The following is a 20,923-nucleotide window of genomic DNA, read 5'->3' on the forward strand; positions in this document are numbered from 1 at the left end:
AGCACGTTAGCTTACGATGATTGGCTAGTGGCTAAAGAAAAATACTCTGAGGTCTCCTCATCAGTACAGTACACATAACACCCCTTCATCCCTCGGGTCATTAACGTCCTGTAAGTGTTTTTGATGAGTAGATCAACCTCCGCCCGTACCTGCTCAGGATCTATTTTCAGACGCTTCTTGTATCCGCGAATCGTCTTGTCGTGACGGTCTCGCTCTTCGGGAACGGTAATAAGTTTACCGTCACGTACGATGAGGTCTGGGCCAACTATTACGCCGATGTAATCCACCTCCAGGCCCTGGCAAGTATGGATGCAGCCTACTTGTTCAATGGACTCCGGTGCAATAATCCAGAGACTGCCATCCTTGTCCAAGTTCCACTGGCGACGGTAATCACCAATCACGATATCGTCTGCCTTGGGGTTTTTCTTACTTAGCCAGGGCCAACAATAGCCAGCAACGACTCGTGCTTTATTTTGCGCGTTCTTAGCCTCGATCGCCTCATGCAGTGCTTGTGGCGAATCGAACACTTGGAAATCATATGCTGTTGTATCAAGCTCCTGGTTCGCAGTCGGACGGATGTCAAGTACGTTATCCAGCCATGCCAAATAACCGTCTGAGCCGCTGCACCGAAATTGCGATGCTAGTTCGTACTCTTCAACCTGTGCTCCTCTCTCGGCAGCAAAGGCGCGAATTGCCTGCTTCGTACCGATGTCAGCCAGTGCTACGCGCTGGTCTTCGTCGATGAAGAATAGTGTGCATGCCGAGGCGTTGATTAATTCCTTGACCTGGTTCTCTCCCAGATTTCCGTACAGACCACTTTTTTCGTTCAAGCGATGGGCTTCATCAACCACCAAAAAGTCGTAGGTATTGGGCTCTACGTTACAAAAGCTTCCTGAGCCTGTAAACATGCTTGAAAACTTTGTCTTGGTGAGGGTTCCAACCAGCCTAGATTGGTACACCTCACGGGGCGCCGCGTTTTTCGAAACGTATTGGCCGAACAACCCTGCACTAGTCAGACGCACCAAAAGGTTGATGGCTAGTACCGTCTTACCGGTGCCCGGACCTCCTTCGATAATAACGACTCTCGGTAACTGTGGTGAAGCTGTCCGAGCTGATGCCTGAGCGGCTTCAAATACTTCTTTCTGTTCGTCGATTAAGACAAACTCTGGTTTGGCTGTGAGAAGGCCTTTAAGGGCATCGGCTAGAGCCTTGGATGGTCGTATACGGCCATTGGCAAGCTCATACAAAACCTCCTTAGAGTCGCCATATTTGACATGCTTCTTGATGAAATCCCGAAGTTGCTGGCGTTCTTGTGCGCCTTTAAGAAACAGCGGGGCTTTCAGTGTGTATCCGGAGTAGTGGGGCGCATCGATCACACCGTCGCGATCGTAATTATGCAGGTAGGCGCAGGGCTTGATGGAGATGCCACCATCGTATACAGCTTCATTGAAGCCTTCGAGCAATGAGGCGTATGACCATGCCTGATAGGAAGGGTGAACGACTTCTCTTTGTCCTTTTCCCAGATAGGTCACCACGATGGCGTCTTTATCGGTCGCAGTGACTTTTTCCCATTGCTTGAGCTCAATGACGACGGCGTTCTTGTTTCCAGCGTCGTCCCTGCCTGTTAGCGTGACATCAATTCGTTTCGATGATTGTGGAATGTGTAGCTCAACCGCAATCCCCATTTCGTTGGGGATTTCATCGTCGCGCAGTACCATGGCAACATGGCGTAGGGACTCTCTCCATGATCGGATTTCTGAGTCATTAACGCGCCTACCAGTAGCTGCCCTGAAGCTCGCAAGAATGATGTTTTCAATATCGTCGTAGTCAGACTGTTGTAGGAATTGTTTTTTATCGGCTTCGTAGACGATCATTGTTGTTTTCCCTGGCAGTAGCCGATCTTAGAGTTCGGTGTATTTCTTGCTCGAACCTCTGGCTTTGTCGGCAGGATACTTTTCGGCATTTCTTTGAAGCTTATGCTCAACGGCCTCGTTCAGGTTAATTCCAAGCACAGACGCCAAGCGGACAAGATAAAGTTGTACGTCTGCTAGCTCTTCTTTAACCGCTTGTGCTGTCTCAGGGTTAATGCCCGCCGTGTGCGACTGCTCCTCGGTCATCCATTGAAAAATTTCCGTCAACTCGCCGACCTCTCCCGTCAGTGCCATAACCAAGTTCTTTGGAGAGTGAAATTGTGCCCAGTCGCGGTCTGTAGCAAATTTTTCTAATGCGCGACTTAAAGGAGCTACGTCGATAAGGGGTTCTGTTTGCGGAGCGTCTTTTTGTTTGGTCACGGGTGCCAGTCCATATGCGTAATACTACTTATACGATATGTAGCACAGCCAGGCAAGTATTTGAAGGCTCTATATGCTGAACCGACTCTTTTACAGAGGCGTAGCAAGGCGGTAAATAATATCCCGACTATCTAAAACCACGCGGCGATTACCAAACATATTCGTCGCGTTTTATGCGAGGTTTATAACGTGTTTTAAGCGTCAATTAATCAACGGAAAAATAGGCGCGCGTATTCTAAGATCAATCAGAAAACCCATTGGAGGCCGCGTAAACTTAAGCCTTGTTGAAATCCGATGAGATCTCATGGCTTAAGTTTCCAAACTACCCGCAACGCAAGATTTTATTATTAACTTGTGCTGCTTGAACCTGCCTAGAACAAGCTATTGAAGGTGCCGGAATCGAACCGGCAGGCCTTGCGGGGGGATTTTGAGTCGGTGATCTACAGCGTTTCCACGGGGAAATAGAGTCAATTCTAGTGTAGGTTGAAATAGGTAAAACCAGTTTCAAATCAGTTAGTTAGAGAATTTCACCTGAATTGGTGAAAACTGGTCACTGTACCTGTACTGTACCTAAGTTTCGGTACAGTACTAGCTTGAGGCTTGTTCGGTAGTTGATCTCGCTCATCGTTGTGTATTGGCTATTAAATAGATTTAGATGTCGTCCAGAACCTATTGAACTACCGCTGCAATTTTTTCAGCAATCACATTGATAGAGTCCCTTGCTGTAGTAAATTCAGCAAGATCGGTCAGAATTCCGCTGTACTCTTTGACTTCTTCGAATGTAACGCCGTGTAGAACAGGGATGAGCGTACTTGATTTGTAGGGAAAACCAGCAAATAAGGTTTCACGCAGAAATTGCCTTGTTTTTGTGGCTATCACTAGATTTTCCGATTTGCGGCAGTATTGGCTGCCATCCATGATGGCCACTTCCCAAAGAGGTTTTGCTTCACTAGGCTCTCTACCCTCACCGGCGGGTGCCTCTGAGGTAGGGGTTGCGGTCCCGATCGCCGTGCCCCCCTTCACCCTTAACGCACCTGGAGACCATGTAACCTGTCAAGCAAGAGTAGATGCGGGATGCAACCAAAGATGTTACCCAAGCAAAGCGTAGGGAAAGATTCACCTCGATAAACAAAATGGCACCAGCGGTGCACGTCACTTAGCATTGATTGAGCCGCCGGTAGCCAGATCACAGTTCTTGTCTATGTTTTATAAGACGTGATGCCGCTACGCATTGCGCTGCGTCAGTGTAACGAAACGAACGTTGAGGAAAATCCCCCAGTATTGGGGCTATGGCTTGAATCGCGCTAAGTGCTTGTGAACACTAGGGATTTTTGAGTGGTGCCCGGGGCCGGAATCGAACCGGCACGCCTTGCGGCGGGGGATTTTGAGTCCCCTGCGTCTACCAATTTCACCACCCGGGCTGGGGAAGCGACACCGTAGTTGGGTTTAACTAGGGTGTGGTAAGAAAGAAAATTATTATACATAAAATTTTAACGTTGTGGAAATATTTTATGTCTTTTTTGCGCTATCTCATGCTTAATACTAGTGCTTTGCTCAGTACGCCCAGCAACTGTATAGGTGGGAGATAATAAGCACGCTAGTTTGACTGTCTACCATGATGATTTCAAGGGGTTTGTATGAAGGCGAATGTTGGCGGTTTGGATCGAGTATTGCGCATAGCTGTGGGCTTGATATTGCTCATTTTGGTGTCTACCCAAACCATAGGCTGGTGGGGGTGGATCGGGATCATACCCTTACTGACAGGGTTATTTCGACTATGCCCTCTTTACTCTTTACTCGGGATTTCTAGTTGTAAACGGTAACGATCAACTAAGCTATCTATACACGCTTCGATACGAATAAGGCAGTGTGAGCTGTCAGGTCAAATCCAGAGTCAATGACTATGGGAGCTGTAAACAAAACAACAAGGGCCCGTTTAACAGGCCCTTGTTTGCTTTACATGCTAACGCCTCGACTTGCTATCGCTCTATTCTTTCTGCCAAGCCTCGGCCTCTTCCTCGTCTACACTACGCCCGTTCCGTATCCATTCGCGCCAAATAGCCACTAATAAAGCCATCAGCACAGGGCCTATAAACAGACCCACCAGCCCCATGGTTTGAACACCACCGACTAGGCCAAAAAAGGTAGGTAAAAAAGGAAGTTTGACCGGCCCGCCTACTAGCCGTGGTCGTAGGGTCTTGTCGACAATGAAAAGCTCGATAGAGCCCCATAGGAACAGAGCAATTCCGGCTACGGCCTGGCCTGAGCCTAGCAAGTAGATTGATACTAAGGTAAAGGACAAGGGTGCGCCGCCTGGAATCAATGCCATAAAACCAGTAATAACACCCAGCAATACGGGGGAAGGGACTCCGGCTATCCAGTAAGCAATGCCTAGCACTACCCCCTCGCCCAAGGCAATTAAGCCCATACCTGTTACGGTAGAGTTAATCGTTGCCGGCACGACACGCGAGAAGCGCTGCCAGCGTGTAGGCAAGATGCGTTCGCCCACAATATCTAGCTGACCTAGCAATCGATCACCGTCCTTATAAATAAAGAACAAGGTGATCAGCATAAATAGAACCGTTAACAACAAGTGGAAAACGTTACCGGTGGCAGATAAAACCATACGATAAATATTACCCAAATGTTGGCCACTAACCATTTCCACCAGTTCGCCTAGGGCGTGCGGCTCACCGAGGTAAAGACGCCAATACTCACCTAAGCGCTCGCCCACCAGCGGTAAGGCCTTAATCCACTCGGGAACGGGAGCGCCAAAACGGTTCACACTTAAGGCCCAAGTAATAAACCCACTGGCTTCCTTAATGGCAAACGACAACGCCAATGACAAGGGCACAATCAATACGACGACGATGAGCACCAACGAAATGCTGGCCGCTAAGGCCGTGCGCCCTTTGCAATGCACTAATAAGCGTTTATAAGCTGGCCATGAAGCCAAGCCTATGATGAGAGCGGCTAATACCGGGACGAGAAAGCCGCTCAAAAAATAAAGACCGACCAACAGGACTAGTATGAGTAGCCAGCGAGCAATTAAATATGCGGGAAGTACAGGCTGCATAATGGGGGGATTCAACTAACTGTCAGGAAGTAGGTTTTGACCATAGCACGGGACAGACCTTCCCGCCTAACTAAAAAACCATCAAGCAAGCCTGTAAACCTACTAAAAAACAAGCTAGCTCACACCGTGACGCTATTAGGGAACTGGCGGCACCGCCCGTTTATGCGCCGACGCATAGTAGGTACGAATAATAATCTCAGCCGCTTCGTTGGGCACTGCTTTACCTTCAAGGAAGTCGTCAATTTGCTCGTAGGTTACGCCAAAAGCCTCTTCGTCTGGTTTGAGGGGAGTTAAAGACTCTAGATCGGCCGTGGGCACTTTATAGACCAAGGCATGACTTGCCCCTAAGGCGGTACCCAAAGCTCGTACACGACGCTTGTTTAAGCCCCCTAAGGGCATTAGATCCGCCGCACCATCGCCGTATTTAGTAAAAAAGCCCATTAAGGCTTCAGCAGCGTGATCCGTTCCCACGACCAAGCCAGCGTGAGCGCCAGCAATCGCGTACTGCGCCACCATACGTTGACGAGCTTTAATATTACCCACGAGAAAATCTTGATGAGCCGCATCTCGAAACTGTAAACCTGAATGTAATAATTCGACCAACATCGCATCAGTTGCCGGCTGCACATTCACCACTAGGGTTTGATCGGGCTGTATGACCTGTAATCCACCTTGAGCATCTTGCTCATCGGCCTGTACACCATACGGCAAGCGCACCGCAATAAATTGCGCCGCTTGCCCTTGGGCACGCAACCCAGCGACTGCGCGTTGCGCTAAGCAACCCGCCACTAAAGAGTCAACGCCGCCACTTACCCCTAAAACAAGGGTAAAACAACGCGTGTTGCGCATAGCTGTTTGCAAAAACGCAATGCGTTTATCCAACTCAGCCTGAACATCAAATTCTTCGGTCACGCCTAAATCTTGGCGGATTTCTTGTTGCACACGAAGGCGGTCTTCAGTCATAAGCTACTCATAGAGACAGTGACATACAACAATATTGTAAAAGACGGACAGGAATAAAGTTGTAACCCTGAAAGAAAAACACCCCGCCAGCACTGCGCTGTCGGGGTATTGCAGATCAACTTACCAGCGCTAACGATCTAGCTGGCTAATATCGCGCACCGCACCACGGTCTGCAGAAGTGGCTAAGGCGGCATAGGCTTTCAAAGCTTGTGATACCACACGCTCTCGGCCTACTGGTTTCCAAGCGTCACGACCACGCGCTTGCATTTGCTCACGACGCTGCGCTAGTTCTTCATCGCTTACCGCAAGGTGAATTGTTCGTGCAGGGATATCGATTTCTATCGTATCACCGTCTTGAATCAAGCCGATGTTGCCCCCTTCAGCGGCTTCGGGTGAGGCATGCCCGATGACCAAGCCCGAGGAACCACCGGAAAAACGGCCGTCGGTTAGTAAAGCGGTGCTTTTACCTAAACCCATAGACTTGAGGTACGAGGTGGGATAGAGCATCTCCTGCATGCCTGGCCCGCCTTTAGGGCCTTCGTAGCGAATAATCACCACGTCGCCAGCTTGAACGACGCCATCTAAGATCGCACTGACCGAGTCTTCCTGACTTTCAAACACACGGGCTTTACCGGTGAATTTGAGGATACTTTCATCCACCCCAGCGGTTTTCACGATACATCCGTTGATGGCGACGTTACCGTACAACACCGCCAACCCGCCGTCTTGCGAATAAGCATGGGCCTTATCACGAATACAACCATTCACACGATCAGTGTCGAGTGTTTCATAGTAGCGATCTTGGCTAAAGGCCACTTGTGTGGGTATACCACCTGGGGAAGAACGATAAAAATCGCTCACCGCTTTCACGTTCTCACCCATCACGTCCCAACGGCGTATCGCTTCGCCTAAGGTTCCGGCATGAACGTTACCCTCGTCCAGATTGAGCAGACCCGCACGACCTAATTCACCCAAAATGCCCATAATGCCACCCGCGCGGTGTACATCTTCCATGTGATACTGCTGCGTAGCTGGTGCAACTTTACACAAACACGGCACACGACGCGAGATACGATCAATGTCGGCCATGGTGAAATCCACCTCGGCCTCTTGAGCTGCCGCTAACAGGTGCAACACCGTATTGGTGGAGCCACCCATGGCAACATCCAGTGTCATGGCGTTTTCAAATGCTTTAAAACTGGCGATACTACGGGGCAGCACCGACTCATCATCCTGCTCGTAATAGCGTTTAGCCAAGTCCACAATTAAGTGCCCTGCACGCTCGAATAAACCTTGACGACGTTTATGCGTGGCAACGATGGAACCGTTTCCTGGCAACGCTAAGCCTAAAGCTTCAGTCAAACAGTTCATGGAGTTAGCGGTAAACATACCGGAACACGAACCACAGGTAGGACAGGCGCTGCGCTCTACCTCAGCGGCCTGCTCATCGCTGATGTTAGGATCAGCGGCTTGAATCATGGCGTCGATTAAGTCCAACTTTTGTACGACGGTTTTGCCGTCTGGCGAATAGACTTTACCGGCCTCCATAGGGCCGCCGGACACAAACACCGCCGGAATGTTCAAGCGCATAGCGGCCATCAGCATACCGGGGGTGATCTTATCGCAGTTCGAAATGCACACGATGGCATCGGCACAATGTGCATTCACCATGTATTCGACGGAATCAGCGATCAGTTCGCGAGAAGGCAGCGAATACAACATACCGCCGTGCCCCATGGCAATACCATCATCGACTGCGATGGTATTAAATTCTTTAGCAACCCCACCGGCTGCTTCAATCTGACGCGCAACCAACTGCCCCATGTCTTTCAAATGCACATGACCGGGCACAAATTGCGTAAATGAGTTCACCACCGCGATAATAGGCTTGTTGAAATCATCATCTTTCATGCCGGTTGCGCGCCACAGGGCACGCGCGCCGGCCATATTTCGCCCATGCGTGGACGTACGAGAACGATACTGAGGCATTGCAATCTCTGGCCAAAAAAAGATGTAAAGACGATTATGATAATCGGGTAAGCGCATTTATGTGCAGAACATCACTGCTACCTATGCGAGTTTTCCTGTAATACTACGACTATATCTCATACATTGAACGATTTACTCAACTCTAGCAAGGAGTTCCACATGCAGGACAAGGCAAACGGGGTATCCTCACCGCTACGTCAAGATATCCGTTTTCTAGGCAAAGCTCTGGGCGATGTGATTCGCGAAACGGAAGGTCGCGCAACATTTAATATGATCGAAGCGTTACGCCGCTCTGCGGTGGGCTTTCGTCGTGAACACGACCCGGCTATGGCAGAGATTCTAGAAAAAAGCATTCCCAAGCTCTCTGATACCCAAGCCCGTTCCGTCGCCCGCGCATTCGCCTACTTCCTGCATTTGTCTAATATAGCTGAAGACCGCGACCAAAACCGCCGTCGTCATGCGGCACATCCAGAAGATACTCCCGGCAGCCTGCAACATGCAGTCAAAACCCTGCTAGATCAAGGCCTAAGTGCCAACCGCATTCGTCGCTATCTGCAAGAGGCATGTGTTATGCCTGTGCTCACCGCCCACCCTACCGAGGTGCAGCGTCAAAGCACATTGGCCGTGCATATGGCTATCGCCGAGCAACTACGCAAGCTTGATGCCAGCCAGCACAAACAAGGCAATCACCAAGCCCAAGCGCGTCTGAACGGCTTAGTGGCGCTACTGTGGCAAACACGCATGTTGCGTGATCATAAGCTGAATGTGTTAGATGAAATTGATAATGCATTAGCCTACTACAACACCACCTTCTTACCGTCTATCCCTCAAGTTTACAAGGACTTAGATCTTTTACTGTCCAAACCCACCCGGTCTCCGTTAGAAGCCAGTAGCCCTGCTTTACCACCGTTTTTGCGCATGGGCAGTTGGATCGGGGGCGACCGTGACGGTAACCCCAATGTGGATCAACACACCATGCAAGAGGCCTTGCAGCGCCAAAGTGCATATGCCTTGCGCCATTATCTCCAAGAGGTCAAGGCACTCGCCACTGAAATTTCTGTTTCCGACGGATTAACAGAAGTCAGCGCGGATTTGCGCAAGTTGTCGCAAACCAGTCTAGACCCCTCTCCGCACCGCATCGACGAACCCTACCGTCGTAGTCTGATCCACATTTATGCCCGTTTAGCAGCCACCTCTGTACATTTGCTGGGCCGCCAACTGGCCGAGCGCACTACTTACGACACCCAGCCTTACCACACCCCCCAAGAATTGCTGGCCGACCTGAAAATCGTCTCGGACTCCTTATCTGCTCATTATGGCGGTGCCATTGCAGACCTGCGTTTACAACCGCTAATACAAGCCGTAGAGGTCTTCGGTTTCCACTTAGCTACCCTAGACTTACGTCAAAGCTCGGATGTACATGAACGAGTGCTAGATGAGTTGTTCCGGGTCGCCGGTACCGAATACAAGGGCCAATTGGTGCAATACCATAAGCTGGACGAGGAAGATCGTATTACGCTCTTACGCCAAGAGCTGAAAGATCGCCGCCCCCTCGTATCACCGTGGTATCGCTATAGCCCTGAAACCGAAAAAGAACTGTCTATCTTACGCATGGCAGCTCAGTGTCGCGCTCGTTTTGGCGCGCGTGCTATCGAACAAAGTATTGTTTCCCATACTGAAACGCTGAGTGACTTGCTGGAGGTGCTGGTGCTACAGCAGGAAACCGGTCTCATCGTGCCCGGCTCAGAGCAGGCTAATGAAACCGGCTTGATGGTGGTGCCCTTGTTTGAAACGATACCTGACTTAGAACGTGGGCCCGGCATTATGACTCGCTGGCTAGACTTGCCAGAGATCCGACACCGTATTCGTGATGTACATGGTAGCGTTCAAGAGGTCATGCTGGGGTATTCAGACAGCAATAAGGATGGTGGCTATCTCACCTCTAACTGGACTCTCTATCAGGCTGAACGCGAATTTGCTAAGGTTTTTAGTCGTCGCAAAATTCGCTTGCGCTTGTTCCACGGCCGAGGGGGTTCCGTAGGTCGTGGGGGTGGCTCCAGTTTTGATGCTATTTTGGCCCAACCCCCCGGCACCGTAAACGGGCAGATCCGTCTGACCGAGCAAGGCGAAATGATTCAAGGTCGGTACAAAGACGCCGAGGTGGGCCGCTGGCACCTAGAGCTTTTTGTTTCAGCCACCCTTGAGGCCAGCTTAGCCGCCCCCAAGCAGGCTGCTCAAACAGACGAAGCACATAGTAGTCGGTATGGTAAAGCCATGGCTTGGATGTCCGCCAAAGCCGAACACAGCTATCGAGATCTGGTGTACGGTACGCCCGGCTTTGATCAATACTTCTTTGAATCAACGCCCATCCGAGAAATTGCACAGCTCAATATTGGCTCGCGTCCTTCCTCTCGGAAAGCCACGCAAAGCATACAAGATTTGCGGGCGATACCGTGGGGGTTCTCTTGGGCTCAGTGCCGCCTGCCTATTCCAGGCTGGTATGGGGTAGGTACAGCGTTAAACGAGTATCTGCAATACGGCACGGGCGAAGACCAAAGCACCCCTGAGCAACGTCTGCAGCAACTGCAGGAAATGGCGCAAAATTGGCCGTTCTTTAGCACCTTGCTGTCGAACATGGAACAGGTGCTGGCCAAAACAGATCTGGACATTGGCAGTAAATATGCCGATCTCGTTGCGGACGCCGCCCTACGCGAACGCGTATTTGAGCAAATTAAAGCCGAATACGAACTCACCGTCGCCCTATTCAAACAAATCTGCGGCCACGACCTACTCGCTAAAGACCAAGCCTTGCAAGACGCTCTGGCCGAACGCTTTGCCTACATTGATCCACTCAATCATTTGCAGGTAGAGCTACTACGTCGCTATCGGGACAGCAGTGCCCCTAAAGCACGTAAAAAAGCGGCCAATAGCGTCAATAGCGAACACGTTATTCACCTAACTATTAACGGTATTGCAGCGGGACTGCGTAACTCTGGCTAACATCCCCCTGTTATTACTTCAAGATATATGTTAATTTCTAAAAGAGATTAAAAAGACTGGCTGCCTTGGCAGTCAGTCTGACTTCCCTTTTTGAGTTAACTGTATGCTTGCTCTACTTTTAGGGGCGCTGACTGGCCTCAGCCTAGGCTTAACAGGTGCAGGCGGTGGCATCCTGGCCATCCCTGCCTTAGTCTTGGGCTTAGGGCTTAGCCTTAGCACTGCCACCCCTATTGCTTTACTAGCCGTAGGCTGCGCCGCCTTACTTGGCGCTGTCGATGGACTCCGAAAACATATTGTGCGCTACCGTGCCGCCCTGTTTATGGCGGCAGTAGGGGCGCTGTGTACAAAAATGGGCTTATGGTTAGGTCATCATTTGCCTGAACGCTACTTGCTGATCGCCTTTGCCCTGCTCATGCTTTGGATTGCCACTAAGATGCTGCGCAGTGCTGCAAAAGAAGCTATCCCACACACAAAACCTTGCCTATTGAACCCTGAAACAGGACGTTTTCACTGGACAGCACGCAGCAGTGCCACGCTGGCCACTATAGGCGCCAGTGCAGGCTTGTTCTCGGGGATGTTGGGGGTAGGCGGCGGATTCCTTATCGTTCCGTCGTTGCGTCGTTATAGTAATTTATCCATGCATAGCATCGTAGCCACGTCGCTTTTACTCATTGCTCTGGTGTCGCTAAGCGGTGCCGCCGTGGCGTTGAGCAGCGGTGCACATATCCCTACACTAGGCTGGTTGTTTACCGGGGCGGCGTTGCTGGGGATGCTATTCGGGCGAGCTATTGCCAGTCATATCCCTGCACATACCTTGCAACAAGGCTTTTCAATACTCACTGCAGTGGTAGCCGTCATCCTACTGATCAAAAGTCTAAGCGCTTAACAAGCTAGGCTGTTAACGAGGAAAACGCCGGCCCAGTTAAATCGGGACGCTGTGCCACAATGCGTTGTACCACCCGCTCGGGCCCTGGCAATAAGCCATGTTCATACGCAATGATATGCATTCCCTGGCAACGCTCTAGTAACTCACCCGGTTGCAGTAAAAATTCAGGGTTCCGGGGACGACCAAACATTTCATTGCCTTGAGCAAAGGTTTCGTAAATCAACATACCGCCCGGCTCAAGACTATCAAGAATCACGGGCCATAACGGTCGCCATAGATAGTTACAGACCACCACAGCGTTAAAGCGACGGCCAGCAAAAGGCCAAGGGCCATTCTCAATATCAGCCTGAACGATCTCACCGTACGGACTGCTCGCTACGACAGACTCTGGGTCACGGTCCACGCCTATCATAATGTGGCCCCGCTGCGCCAGCCAACGTGTATGGCGCCCTCGCCCACAGGCCACATCTAACACCGTACCAGGCACTACGAGCAAATGCGCCCAGCGTGCTACCCACTCACTTACGCTTGCTGTTTCTGGCATACCCTACCTTTTGTTCCACCATAAAACACTATTATTGCCCAAGCTCTAGCAAGCGGTCACGCCTCCCCTTACAGTACAATCGAACACACTACCCGATTGACTCTGCTTGTGTTTATGAAAGCCTTGCTACAAAAACCCTTATTAGTCATGGCACTGCTTTTGCTGCCGCTATGGATACTCATCGGCAACTTTATTCTCGCCCTGATCAGTGCCATCCTCATTGGCATGCTGATAGGTATGTTGCGTAGTCTGTATCAACTTTCTCAAGCACAGGCTACTCGCCAACCCCCTGACGACCCTACTGAGTAGAACTTATGACTGTACTTGCTATTCCCTCTTTACCGCATGGACTCCCACCCTTATCGGCGGCCTTGCTTGAGCATCAGGCTAAAGTTCACCAGTATTTGCACGCTCAAATCGAGGCAGCATATGGTTTCTTGCCTTTTGATCAATGGATGCAAACCGCTTTATATGCTCCCGGCCTAGGCTATTACACGGCAGGAAGCACCAAGTTTGGTGGCAACACTCCCACTGGGGACTTCACCACAGCACCCGAATTAAGCCCTTTATTTGGTCAAACCTTGGCCCGACAGGTGGCTCAAATACTACAACAGTGCGATGCCGTCACCGTGCTCGAATTCGGCGCAGGTAGTGGCGCACTTGCCGCAACCCTCATTCCAGCCCTACGCAGTGCTGGGATAGAACCTCATTATCAAATTTTGGAGCTCTCCCCCGACCTGCGTCAACGCCAACAAGAGCGCCTTACCGCACTACAGGCCAATGTGGTGTGGCTGGACGAGCTACCCACTCAATTCGTCGGCTGTGTGCTGGCAAATGAAGTGCTGGACGCTATGCCTGCGGTCTTGTTTCATATTGATGAGGACCTCAACATTATGGAGCTGGGCGTGCAGGCGGCTAGTGACGACATTGCTGCGGGGCTGCCAGCCCCCTTTGTCTTGGCGGCCCGTCCCGCCCCAGAGCATATACAGCAATTGGTGCTAGAGCGCGTTCCCCGTCTGCCCACCTATCAATCCGAGCTCAATCTGAATGCTGAGGCGTGGGTACGTAGTATGGGGGAATGGCTACACAAGGGGGCGGCGTTACTCATCGACTACGGCTTCCCACAACGCGAGTACTATCACGAGCAACGTGCCGAAGGCACCTTGATGTGCCACTTTCGCCATTTAGCCCATGCTCAGCCTTTGATACTGGCAGGCATGCAAGACATCACCACTCATGTGGACTTCACCGCTATGGCCGACGCCGCGCTAGAGAGCGGCTTAGATGTGCTGGGCTATACCTCGCAGGCTCGCTTCTTAATGAACTGCGGACTACCGGGCTTATTAGCCGCTGCTAGCCCTGACGCAGAGAGCCGCGATAATAGCGCCAGTGCCATAGCCTGGAACCAGCAGATTTCTCAGGCGCAAAAACTGCTTTCTGAAGCAGAAATGGGCGAGCTTTTTAAGGTCATCGCCTTGGGTAAAGATATAGACCCGCCTCTGCTAGGCTTTAGTAGCGGTGACCGACGCGATAGACTGTAAAAACGTATCGATCACACCGAGCCTAGGCGCTGTAACCGCGCCAGGCGTAGGGCCGCCTTAATATGCTGGCCCTGGTTTTTATACTTTTGTACTATGGCTGTGGCATCTACTTGGCGTATTGCCTCCAAACGCCCCATCCATGTTTTTTCATCAAGCGTAATAAGACCTTGCGCAGCATGCAGTAACTGTTCAAAACGATCTGGGCGACGCAAGGCATCACACTGCTCGAACAGTTCTAAATACTGCTCTGGCCCTGCACCTAGGCTGAAGGCTGAACTAGACAGCATAAGCTGTAGCAAACGTGCCATATCCTTCGCCTCACGCGGGCTACACAACGCTTTGGCAATACTGTCCAGCTCGGGGGATTGCGAGCACAACAGAGCGTAACGGCTTGATAATGGTAGATTCTGCTTACTCGCCCATGCCAAAACAGAGTCTAAGGCAGGGGTATACAACAAGCTTGGAGCAATATGCGCTAAGGCTTCCGTGTCTTGCAACACCTGTAGCATCCGCCCCGGAGCGGCTGTCAATAAGCCCTTAGCAAACTCTTGCCAAACACGCTCAGGAACCAAGGCGTCTACCTCTCCTAGGCGCACTAAGTCTCGGGCCAGTGCTAATGTTTCAGCGGCAATCGAAAAATCATGAAAGCGTGCGGCAAAACGAGCCAAGCGTAAAAGTCGCACGGGATCTTCACTAAAAGCAGCCCCTATATGGCGCAAACACCGCTGCTGTATATCCGCCCAACCACCTAAAGGATCGCACAGTCGCCCATCTAAACTGTAGGCTAAGGCATTCACCGTTAAGTCTCTGCGTTTCAGGTCATCGGCTAAGGAAACATCTACCCCAGTATAAAAGGTAAAGCCTTTATAACCTTTGCCTGATTTACGCTCAGTGCGCGCCAAAGCGAACTCTTCTTTCGTGCGGGGATGCAAAAACACGGGGAAGTCTCCGCCGACGGGGATAAAGCCGCGCTGAGCAAGATCCTCAGGCAAAGCCCCCACCACAACCCAGTCTCGATCGCCGGCGGCCAAGTTAAGGAGCGCATCACGTACCGCTCCACCCACAATATACACTTCTAGCCCGTCCAATAAAGGATCAGTACGATCAGCAACGCTGAGTAATTGCTGTAAGGCTTGCTGTTGCTGATCGCTTAACTGTGCTGTGGTGGTCACTGCAGTATCCTTGTTTACTTAGGTGCTACCGTACCCAAACGCTCTTTGAGCGACTGCGGCTGACCACTAAACATCATAGAGTAGTAGGTGGCGTTCGATAATACGTTTTTCACGTATAAACGGGTTTCAGTAAAAGGGATGGTTTCTGCAAAGATAGCCCCTTCTACGGGGTTGCCCAGGCGGGAACGCCAATTAATGGGACGCCCTGGCCCAGCGTTATAACCGGCCGAAGCCAATACTTGTGAACCATCTAATTGCTGAAGCACCATATTCAAATAGTTTGTGCCTAATATGGTGTTAACTTCAAAGTCATTGACTTGATTCAACGTGAAGTTTTGCATATTAATACGCTTGGCCACATGACGAGCTGTGTCCGGCATAAGCTGCATAAGGCCTGATGCGCCTACTCCAGATCGCGCATCGGTAATAAATCGCGACTCTTGGCGAATCAAGCCATAAACCCAAGCGGGATCTAGGGCAATATTGCGCGCTTGCGCCGTTACTCTACCTTCGAATGGAGCGATAAAACGTTGGCTGAAATCGACCTCTTGTTTAGTCAACATAGAGGTGTTGACGACTCGATCGTAGATTTGATTCTCACGGGCCAGTTCAGCTGCCGCACGCAGTTGCCTGTCGTTCATACCACGTAAAGCAAAAGCCCACTCTCCCACCGCTTCAGGACGCCACCCCAACTTAAAAAGCTCGATGGCACGCAATAGCCCTGCGTGGGTACGTATATCTTGCATCTCAGCAGTGCTTAATGGGCTGGGCGTAGGGGGTAGGCTAGGAGTACGCCCCAGCTCCTCGATGGCTAACTGCCCATAAAAATTCAAATCGTTCGTAATAGACTCGAATTCGGCCTTCGCTTGCTCTTGCTGACCTTGTGCTTGCAAGGCACGGGCGTGCCAATACACCCAGACCGGTTCCGCGCGTTGGGAGGCACCCATTTTTTCCACCGCGGCCTGCACGTGTTTCCAATCAATATTATTTTCACGCAGCTCGGCACGTACACGCCAAGCATGGTTGTAATCTGTCATGGGCGTACTGCCTGCTTTACGATACCAGCGCGCAGCATCAGGATCGACTCGTAAGGCACTGACTAAACCGAACTGCCCCCACACCCAATCCATATCAGCTTTGGGTAGTTTTTTCGCCCACTGGTTTTCTATATAAGCGGCATTGGCTTGGCGATCTCCTCTGCCTAAACGTGACAAGGCTAAGGTAATCAGCTCTGTTTTTCCTTGCCCCTGTGCCGAGCTTTGTGCATTGAGCCACTTGCGCGGATCTGCCATCAGGGCAGTGTAATCGCGCATTTGCGCCGCACTAAAGATAATTGCCGCTAATCGACGGGCTTCTGCCGTGCGCGCGGACTCTAGGGCGTCACGCATTAAATCGCGCACTTGCACAAAGCTGACGACGCCACTGCTGTAAAACTGATCCAGTGCCGACCAACACGCCTGCCCAGCGCTAAAGGCATCAATAATTTGTTCGGGCAGAACTTTATGGCCGGTGACATACTGCGCATGCAAATAAGCGCAACGAACTTGAGAGCTAGGATTCACCACTGGCCATAAGCGATTGACTTGTTCAAAGTCAGACTGTCGTGCCGCAGCTAGGATCCAGTCTGACTTTAAGCGGTTGCTCAAATACTCATCTTGATTATTGGCTAAAAAAGAGCGTAGCTGATCACGTGGAATAATTTGCGTGGCATCTTGAAGCATGCGACGTAGTTGCCAATACTGGGCGTAGGCGCCTAGCACAGGATCAGCACTTGCCGCAGACACTAGACGCCCCAGCTCAGCCCAGCGCTTTTTATTCACTGCCTCACGTGCTTGCACCAACGAATCACGTGCTACGGTAGGCACAGCAGGCAGACTTGTCCAGCGCCGAACAGGTTCTAAGGCGGGACGCATATCGGTGGCTTGGGCTTGTGGTGCTATTGCGGCTACACTCTTTACCTGTACCTGCTGTTCAGGCGTATTAGCAGAGGCACAAGCGAACAGACTCAACGATGCTAGCAGCACAGCACCTACGCTACGTTTGTGCGATAAGAATCGCCTCTGCTCTTGCATCACTACGCACTGTTGCTGTTTAATTACCATCGTTTTCGAGCCCATAAAAAACACCATGAATCACAACGTAAAGCATAACGCAGACGACCTGCGCAAGCGACTAAAAGAGCTGCGCGCACAACAAGCTACTATAGAGACCAATCGCGGCGCTTTACTGATTCGCGGCAGGCTCTTTACTTGGTTTGCGACCAACCGCACCCGTCTGCTCCAACAGGGGAAACCAGTACCGCGCCATATTGCTGCTTTTTATCCTATGGCGGGCGAACCTGATTTATTTCCCTTATTAAACCAATGGGTAGAGGAAGAAGGGTTGCAATTATCCCTACCCGTGGTCACCACTGATGAGGCCCCCTTAACATTTTACCAATGGACGCCTGAAACGCCCATGGAAACCGGTAAATATGGAATAGACGTGCCACAATCGGAGCCCGTTACTAGTTTGCCCGATATCGTCCTGGTACCGACCCTAGGTTATACCCGACAGGGAGACCGCGTGGGCTACGGCAAAGGTTATTACGATCGTACGCTGGCTCAATGGCGCGAGCAGGGGCACCACTTTATTGCTTTGGGCATCGCTTGGGCGGTAGGTGACCTAAGCGGCACCGACTACCAGCCCGCTGCGCATGATCAACGCCTAGATGCCATCCTGACAGACAAAGGCTGGGCAGTACCTGCTCCTGAACTATAAGGTTTTTATTCCTTTGCCAGCTTACCCAGCCGGAACCCTACGGGCACCGGCTACATTTACCGCCAGCTTAAGCCTGAGACTATCCCCAAACTGGCCTCGGTGCCATTTAAGGTATACATATGCAAACCGGGCGCTCCACCATCGAGCAAGTCTTGGCATAGCCGGCTAACAACATCAATGCCAAACGCACGGATAGAAGCCCTGTCGTCACCAAAGTCAGCCAGCCGTTGCCGAATCCAGCGTGGAACATCCGCGCCGCACATATTGGAAAATCGCAATAGCTGGGTCGAATTAGTAATGGGCATAATGCCTGGGGTAATAGGAATGTCCAGCCCTCTGGCTTGCACCCTGGCCACAAAGTCGAAGTAAGCTTGCGCATTGAAAAAGTACTGAGTAATCGCACTGTTTGCGCCAGCCTTCACCTTGTGAACAAAGTGATCAATATCTTGCGCCAAGCTATTGGCCTCGGGATGCATTTCAGGATAAGCGGCCACCTCGAGGTGAAAAGTATCACCGCTATACTCACGAATAAATTTCACTAAATCACTCGCGTAACGTAACTCACCTGTTACGCCCCCCATCCCGGAAGGCAAGTCTCCTCGCAAGGCAACAATACGTTTTACCCCGACCTGCTGGTATTCATCCAACAACTGAGTCAGCTCTTCGCGGCCAGCACCCATACAGGACAAGTGCGGAGCCACATCAAAACCTAAGTTTTGCAAAGTGCGCACGGTACCAGAGGTGCCGGAGCGGGTAGAACCCCCCGCTCCAAATGTTACGCTGACATAAGCTGGGCGCAAACTTTGCAACGTTTTCGCTGAGCGCACTAGCTTTTCCTGCGCTTCTGTATCACGCGGGGGAAAAAACTCGAGACTCAGCGTTTGCTTTGTTGTCATTTCTGTACAAGCCCAATCAATAAGCCCGAAACAAGGCTATAAATAATGGCACCCAACACAGCCCACCAGAAACCATTGACGACAAAGCCTTTAATAATCGACCCTGCGAGCCAAAATACCAAGGCATTGAGCACAAACAGGAATAGACCTAAGGTGACGATGGTAATGGGCAAAGTCAGCACAATTAAGATGGGCTTGACCAAGGCATTCAACAGACCCAATAAAATCGCGGCAATCAGTGCTGAACCAAACGATGCCACGGTAATGCCGGGCAACACATAAGCAACCACCAGTAAAGCAACAGCGTTCAAGATCCAAATGAGTAGTAATGAGGCCATGGTATGACTCCTAAAGTGTGTGGGTGCACATCGATTTAATAACGGTAGTGATCTGCCTTAAATGGCCCCTGAACAGGCACGTCAATATAATTGGCCTGCTCTGGGGTAAGGGTAGTCAGCTTCACGCCTAGCTTATTCAAATGCAGACGAGCTACTTTTTCGTCTAAATGCTTAGGCAGAACATATACTTTACCTGTTTCATACTGATTACCACGCGTAAATAGCTCGATCTGTGCAATGGTTTGGTTAGTAAATGATGCAGACATCACAAACGAAGGGTGCCCAGTAGCACAACCTAAGTTCACTAAGCGACCTTTAGCGAGCAGGATAATACGTTTGCCGTCAGGGAAAATAACATGATCAACCTGCGGCTTAATCTCTTCCCACTCTAGATCTTCCAAGGACGCCACGTCGATCTCGTTATCAAAGTGACCAATATTGCAAACAATAGCCTGATCTTTCATGCGTTCCATGTGCGAGCGATCAATGACATGGTAATTGCCCGTAGCGGTAACAAAAATATCGGCTTTATCGGCGGCTTCCTCCATGGTCACTACACGATAACCTTCCATAGAGGCCTGCAAGGCGCAAATGGGGTCCACTTCAGTCACCCATACTTGCGCACGTAACGCCACTAAGGCCTGGGCACACCCTTTACCGACATCGCCAAAACCGCAAACGACCGCAATTTTACCTGCCACCATAACGTCAGTGGCACGCTTGATACCATCCACCAAGGACTCGCGGCACCCATACAGGTTGTCAAACTTGGACTTCGTTACTGAGTCATTGACGTTAATCGCTGGGAAGGCCAGTTCGCCTTTACGCGCCATTTGGTACAAACGCTGTACACCTGTGGTCGTTTCTTCGGTTACGCCCTGAATCTGCGCTAAACGAGTGGAGTACCAGCTACCGTCAGTTTGCAGGCGTGCGCGTATCGAGGCGTACAAAGCACGCTCCTCTTCGCTGCTAGGGTTGTCTAATACGCTTAGGTCCTTCTCTGCCTTGGCGCCCAAGTGCAATAGCACCGTGGCGTCACCACCATCGTCCAAAATCATATTGGCCTGTTCGCCGGGCCAATTGAATATTTCATGGGCGTATTCCCAGTACTCCGCTAGGGTTTCGCCTTTCACGGCAAATACAGGAATGTTGCGTGCAGCAATTGCTGCAGCCGCGTGATCTTGAGTGGAGAAAATATTGCATGAAGCCCAGCGCACTTCGGCACCCAAAGCCACTAGCGTCTCGATGAGCACGCCTGTTTGGATCGTCATATGCAAACTACCGGCGATACGCGCGCCCTTTAGGGGCTGAGAGGCAGCATACTCTTGCCGTGTTGCCATCAGGCCTGGCATTTCAGTTTCAGCGACGGCAAGCTCTCGGCGTCCCCAGTCAGCTAAAGAAATATCAGCAATTTTGTAATCGGAAAAAGTCGTCACAGTTTGAGCTCCGGTAAAACGGCACACAGAC

18 protein-coding genes and 1 tRNA gene are annotated in these 20,923 nt (G+C 51.0%); 6 read left to right on the forward strand and 13 right to left on the reverse strand.

The features are described from left to right. Positions 1-11: 11 nt before the first annotated feature. From OSH01_RS01900 to OSH01_RS01915, 4 genes are all read right to left on the reverse strand, one after another. Positions 12-1,874, reverse strand: a complete 1,863-nt coding sequence (locus tag OSH01_RS01900) for a DUF2075 domain-containing protein (protein WP_266122354.1) — start codon at positions 1,872-1,874, stop codon at positions 12-14. A gap of 27 nt (positions 1,875-1,901) precedes the next feature. Next, on the reverse strand, positions 1,902-2,291 hold the full coding sequence (locus OSH01_RS01905; protein ID WP_266122355.1) for a nucleotide pyrophosphohydrolase: 390 nt from the start codon (positions 2,289-2,291) through the stop codon (positions 1,902-1,904). Between the two features lie 669 nt (positions 2,292-2,960). Further along, a complete protein-coding gene (locus OSH01_RS01910; RefSeq protein ID WP_266122356.1) occupies positions 2,961-3,209 on the reverse strand; it encodes a hypothetical protein in 249 nt (82 codons plus the stop codon). Between the two features lie 418 nt (positions 3,210-3,627). Further along, positions 3,628-3,712 (reverse strand) — tRNA-Leu (locus tag OSH01_RS01915). Between the two features lie 216 nt (positions 3,713-3,928). On the opposite strand from OSH01_RS01915, the gene OSH01_RS01920 reads away from it, so the two are divergent. Next, positions 3,929-4,114 (forward strand): YgaP family membrane protein, encoded by a 186-nt coding sequence (locus OSH01_RS01920; RefSeq protein WP_266122357.1) that lies wholly within the window; start codon positions 3,929-3,931, stop codon positions 4,112-4,114. Positions 4,115-4,278: 164 nt separating this feature from the next. Here OSH01_RS01920 and OSH01_RS01925 read toward each other — a convergent pair whose 3' ends face one another. The 3 genes from OSH01_RS01925 to ilvD all read right to left on the reverse strand — a co-directional run bounded on the left by OSH01_RS01925 (position 4,279) and on the right by ilvD (position 8,319). Continuing rightward, positions 4,279-5,370 (reverse strand): AI-2E family transporter, encoded by a 1,092-nt coding sequence (locus tag OSH01_RS01925; RefSeq protein WP_266122846.1) that lies wholly within the window; start codon positions 5,368-5,370, stop codon positions 4,279-4,281. A 132-nt stretch (positions 5,371-5,502) separates the two neighbouring features. Then, positions 5,503-6,330 (reverse strand): ammonia-dependent NAD(+) synthetase, encoded by an 828-nt coding sequence (nadE, locus tag OSH01_RS01930; RefSeq protein WP_266122358.1) that lies wholly within the window; start codon positions 6,328-6,330, stop codon positions 5,503-5,505. A 129-nt stretch (positions 6,331-6,459) separates the two neighbouring features. Then, positions 6,460-8,319, reverse strand: coding sequence for a dihydroxy-acid dehydratase (ilvD, locus tag OSH01_RS01935; protein ID WP_266122359.1), 1,860 nt, complete (start codon positions 8,317-8,319; stop codon positions 6,460-6,462). A gap of 159 nt (positions 8,320-8,478) precedes the next feature. Between ilvD and ppc the strand changes: the two genes are divergently transcribed. Next, positions 8,479-11,319 (forward strand): phosphoenolpyruvate carboxylase, encoded by a 2,841-nt coding sequence (gene ppc, locus OSH01_RS01940; protein ID WP_266122360.1) that lies wholly within the window; start codon positions 8,479-8,481, stop codon positions 11,317-11,319. Between the two features lie 103 nt (positions 11,320-11,422). Beyond that, positions 11,423-12,205 (forward strand): sulfite exporter TauE/SafE family protein, encoded by a 783-nt coding sequence (locus OSH01_RS01945; protein ID WP_266122361.1) that lies wholly within the window; start codon positions 11,423-11,425, stop codon positions 12,203-12,205. 4 nt (positions 12,206-12,209) lie between these two features. On the opposite strand, the gene OSH01_RS01950 is transcribed toward OSH01_RS01945, so the two are convergent. Continuing rightward, complete coding sequence (locus OSH01_RS01950) at positions 12,210-12,749, reverse strand: class I SAM-dependent methyltransferase (protein WP_266122362.1); 540 nt, start codon at positions 12,747-12,749, stop codon at positions 12,210-12,212. A gap of 114 nt (positions 12,750-12,863) precedes the next feature. Between OSH01_RS01950 and OSH01_RS01955 the strand changes: the two genes are divergently transcribed. Then, positions 12,864-13,058, forward strand: coding sequence for a hypothetical protein (locus tag OSH01_RS01955; RefSeq protein WP_266122363.1), 195 nt, complete (start codon positions 12,864-12,866; stop codon positions 13,056-13,058). 5 nt (positions 13,059-13,063) lie between these two features. Further along, complete coding sequence (locus OSH01_RS01960) at positions 13,064-14,290, forward strand: class I SAM-dependent methyltransferase (RefSeq protein WP_266122364.1); 1,227 nt, start codon at positions 13,064-13,066, stop codon at positions 14,288-14,290. 11 nt (positions 14,291-14,301) lie between these two features. Here the strand turns inward: OSH01_RS01960 and OSH01_RS01965 are convergent, their stop codons facing one another. Further along, complete coding sequence (locus OSH01_RS01965) at positions 14,302-15,378, reverse strand: CCA tRNA nucleotidyltransferase (RefSeq protein WP_376918100.1); 1,077 nt, start codon at positions 15,376-15,378, stop codon at positions 14,302-14,304. 98 nt (positions 15,379-15,476) lie between these two features. Beyond that, positions 15,477-17,579, reverse strand: a complete 2,103-nt coding sequence (locus OSH01_RS01970) for a lytic transglycosylase domain-containing protein (protein ID WP_266122366.1) — start codon at positions 17,577-17,579, stop codon at positions 15,477-15,479. Between the two features lie 10 nt (positions 17,580-17,589). Here OSH01_RS01970 and OSH01_RS01975 point away from each other — a divergent pair, with 10 nt between their 5' ends. Beyond that, positions 17,590-18,222 (forward strand): 5-formyltetrahydrofolate cyclo-ligase, encoded by a 633-nt coding sequence (locus OSH01_RS01975; RefSeq protein ID WP_266122367.1) that lies wholly within the window; start codon positions 17,590-17,592, stop codon positions 18,220-18,222. A gap of 56 nt (positions 18,223-18,278) precedes the next feature. On the opposite strand, the gene metF is transcribed toward OSH01_RS01975, so the two are convergent. The 3 genes from metF to ahcY are packed head-to-tail and all read right to left on the reverse strand — an operon-like array spanning position 18,279 to position 20,919. Next, entirely contained in the window at positions 18,279-19,118 is an 840-nt protein-coding gene (gene metF, locus OSH01_RS01980; protein ID WP_266122368.1) for a methylenetetrahydrofolate reductase [NAD(P)H], read from the reverse strand. Further along, a complete protein-coding gene (locus OSH01_RS01985) occupies positions 19,115-19,456 on the reverse strand; it encodes a phage holin family protein (protein WP_266122369.1) in 342 nt (113 codons plus the stop codon). The genes metF and OSH01_RS01985 overlap by 4 nt, the downstream gene beginning before the upstream one ends. Positions 19,457-19,491: 35 nt before the next feature. After that, positions 19,492-20,919, reverse strand: a complete 1,428-nt coding sequence (gene ahcY, locus OSH01_RS01990; RefSeq protein WP_376918084.1) for an adenosylhomocysteinase — start codon at positions 20,917-20,919, stop codon at positions 19,492-19,494. Positions 20,920-20,923 lie beyond the last annotated feature (4 nt).

It is taken from the genome of Alcaligenes endophyticus (genome assembly GCF_026344035.1).
In the GTDB taxonomy this organism is placed as follows: Bacteria; Pseudomonadota; Gammaproteobacteria; order Burkholderiales; family Burkholderiaceae_B; genus Alcaligenes; species Alcaligenes endophyticus.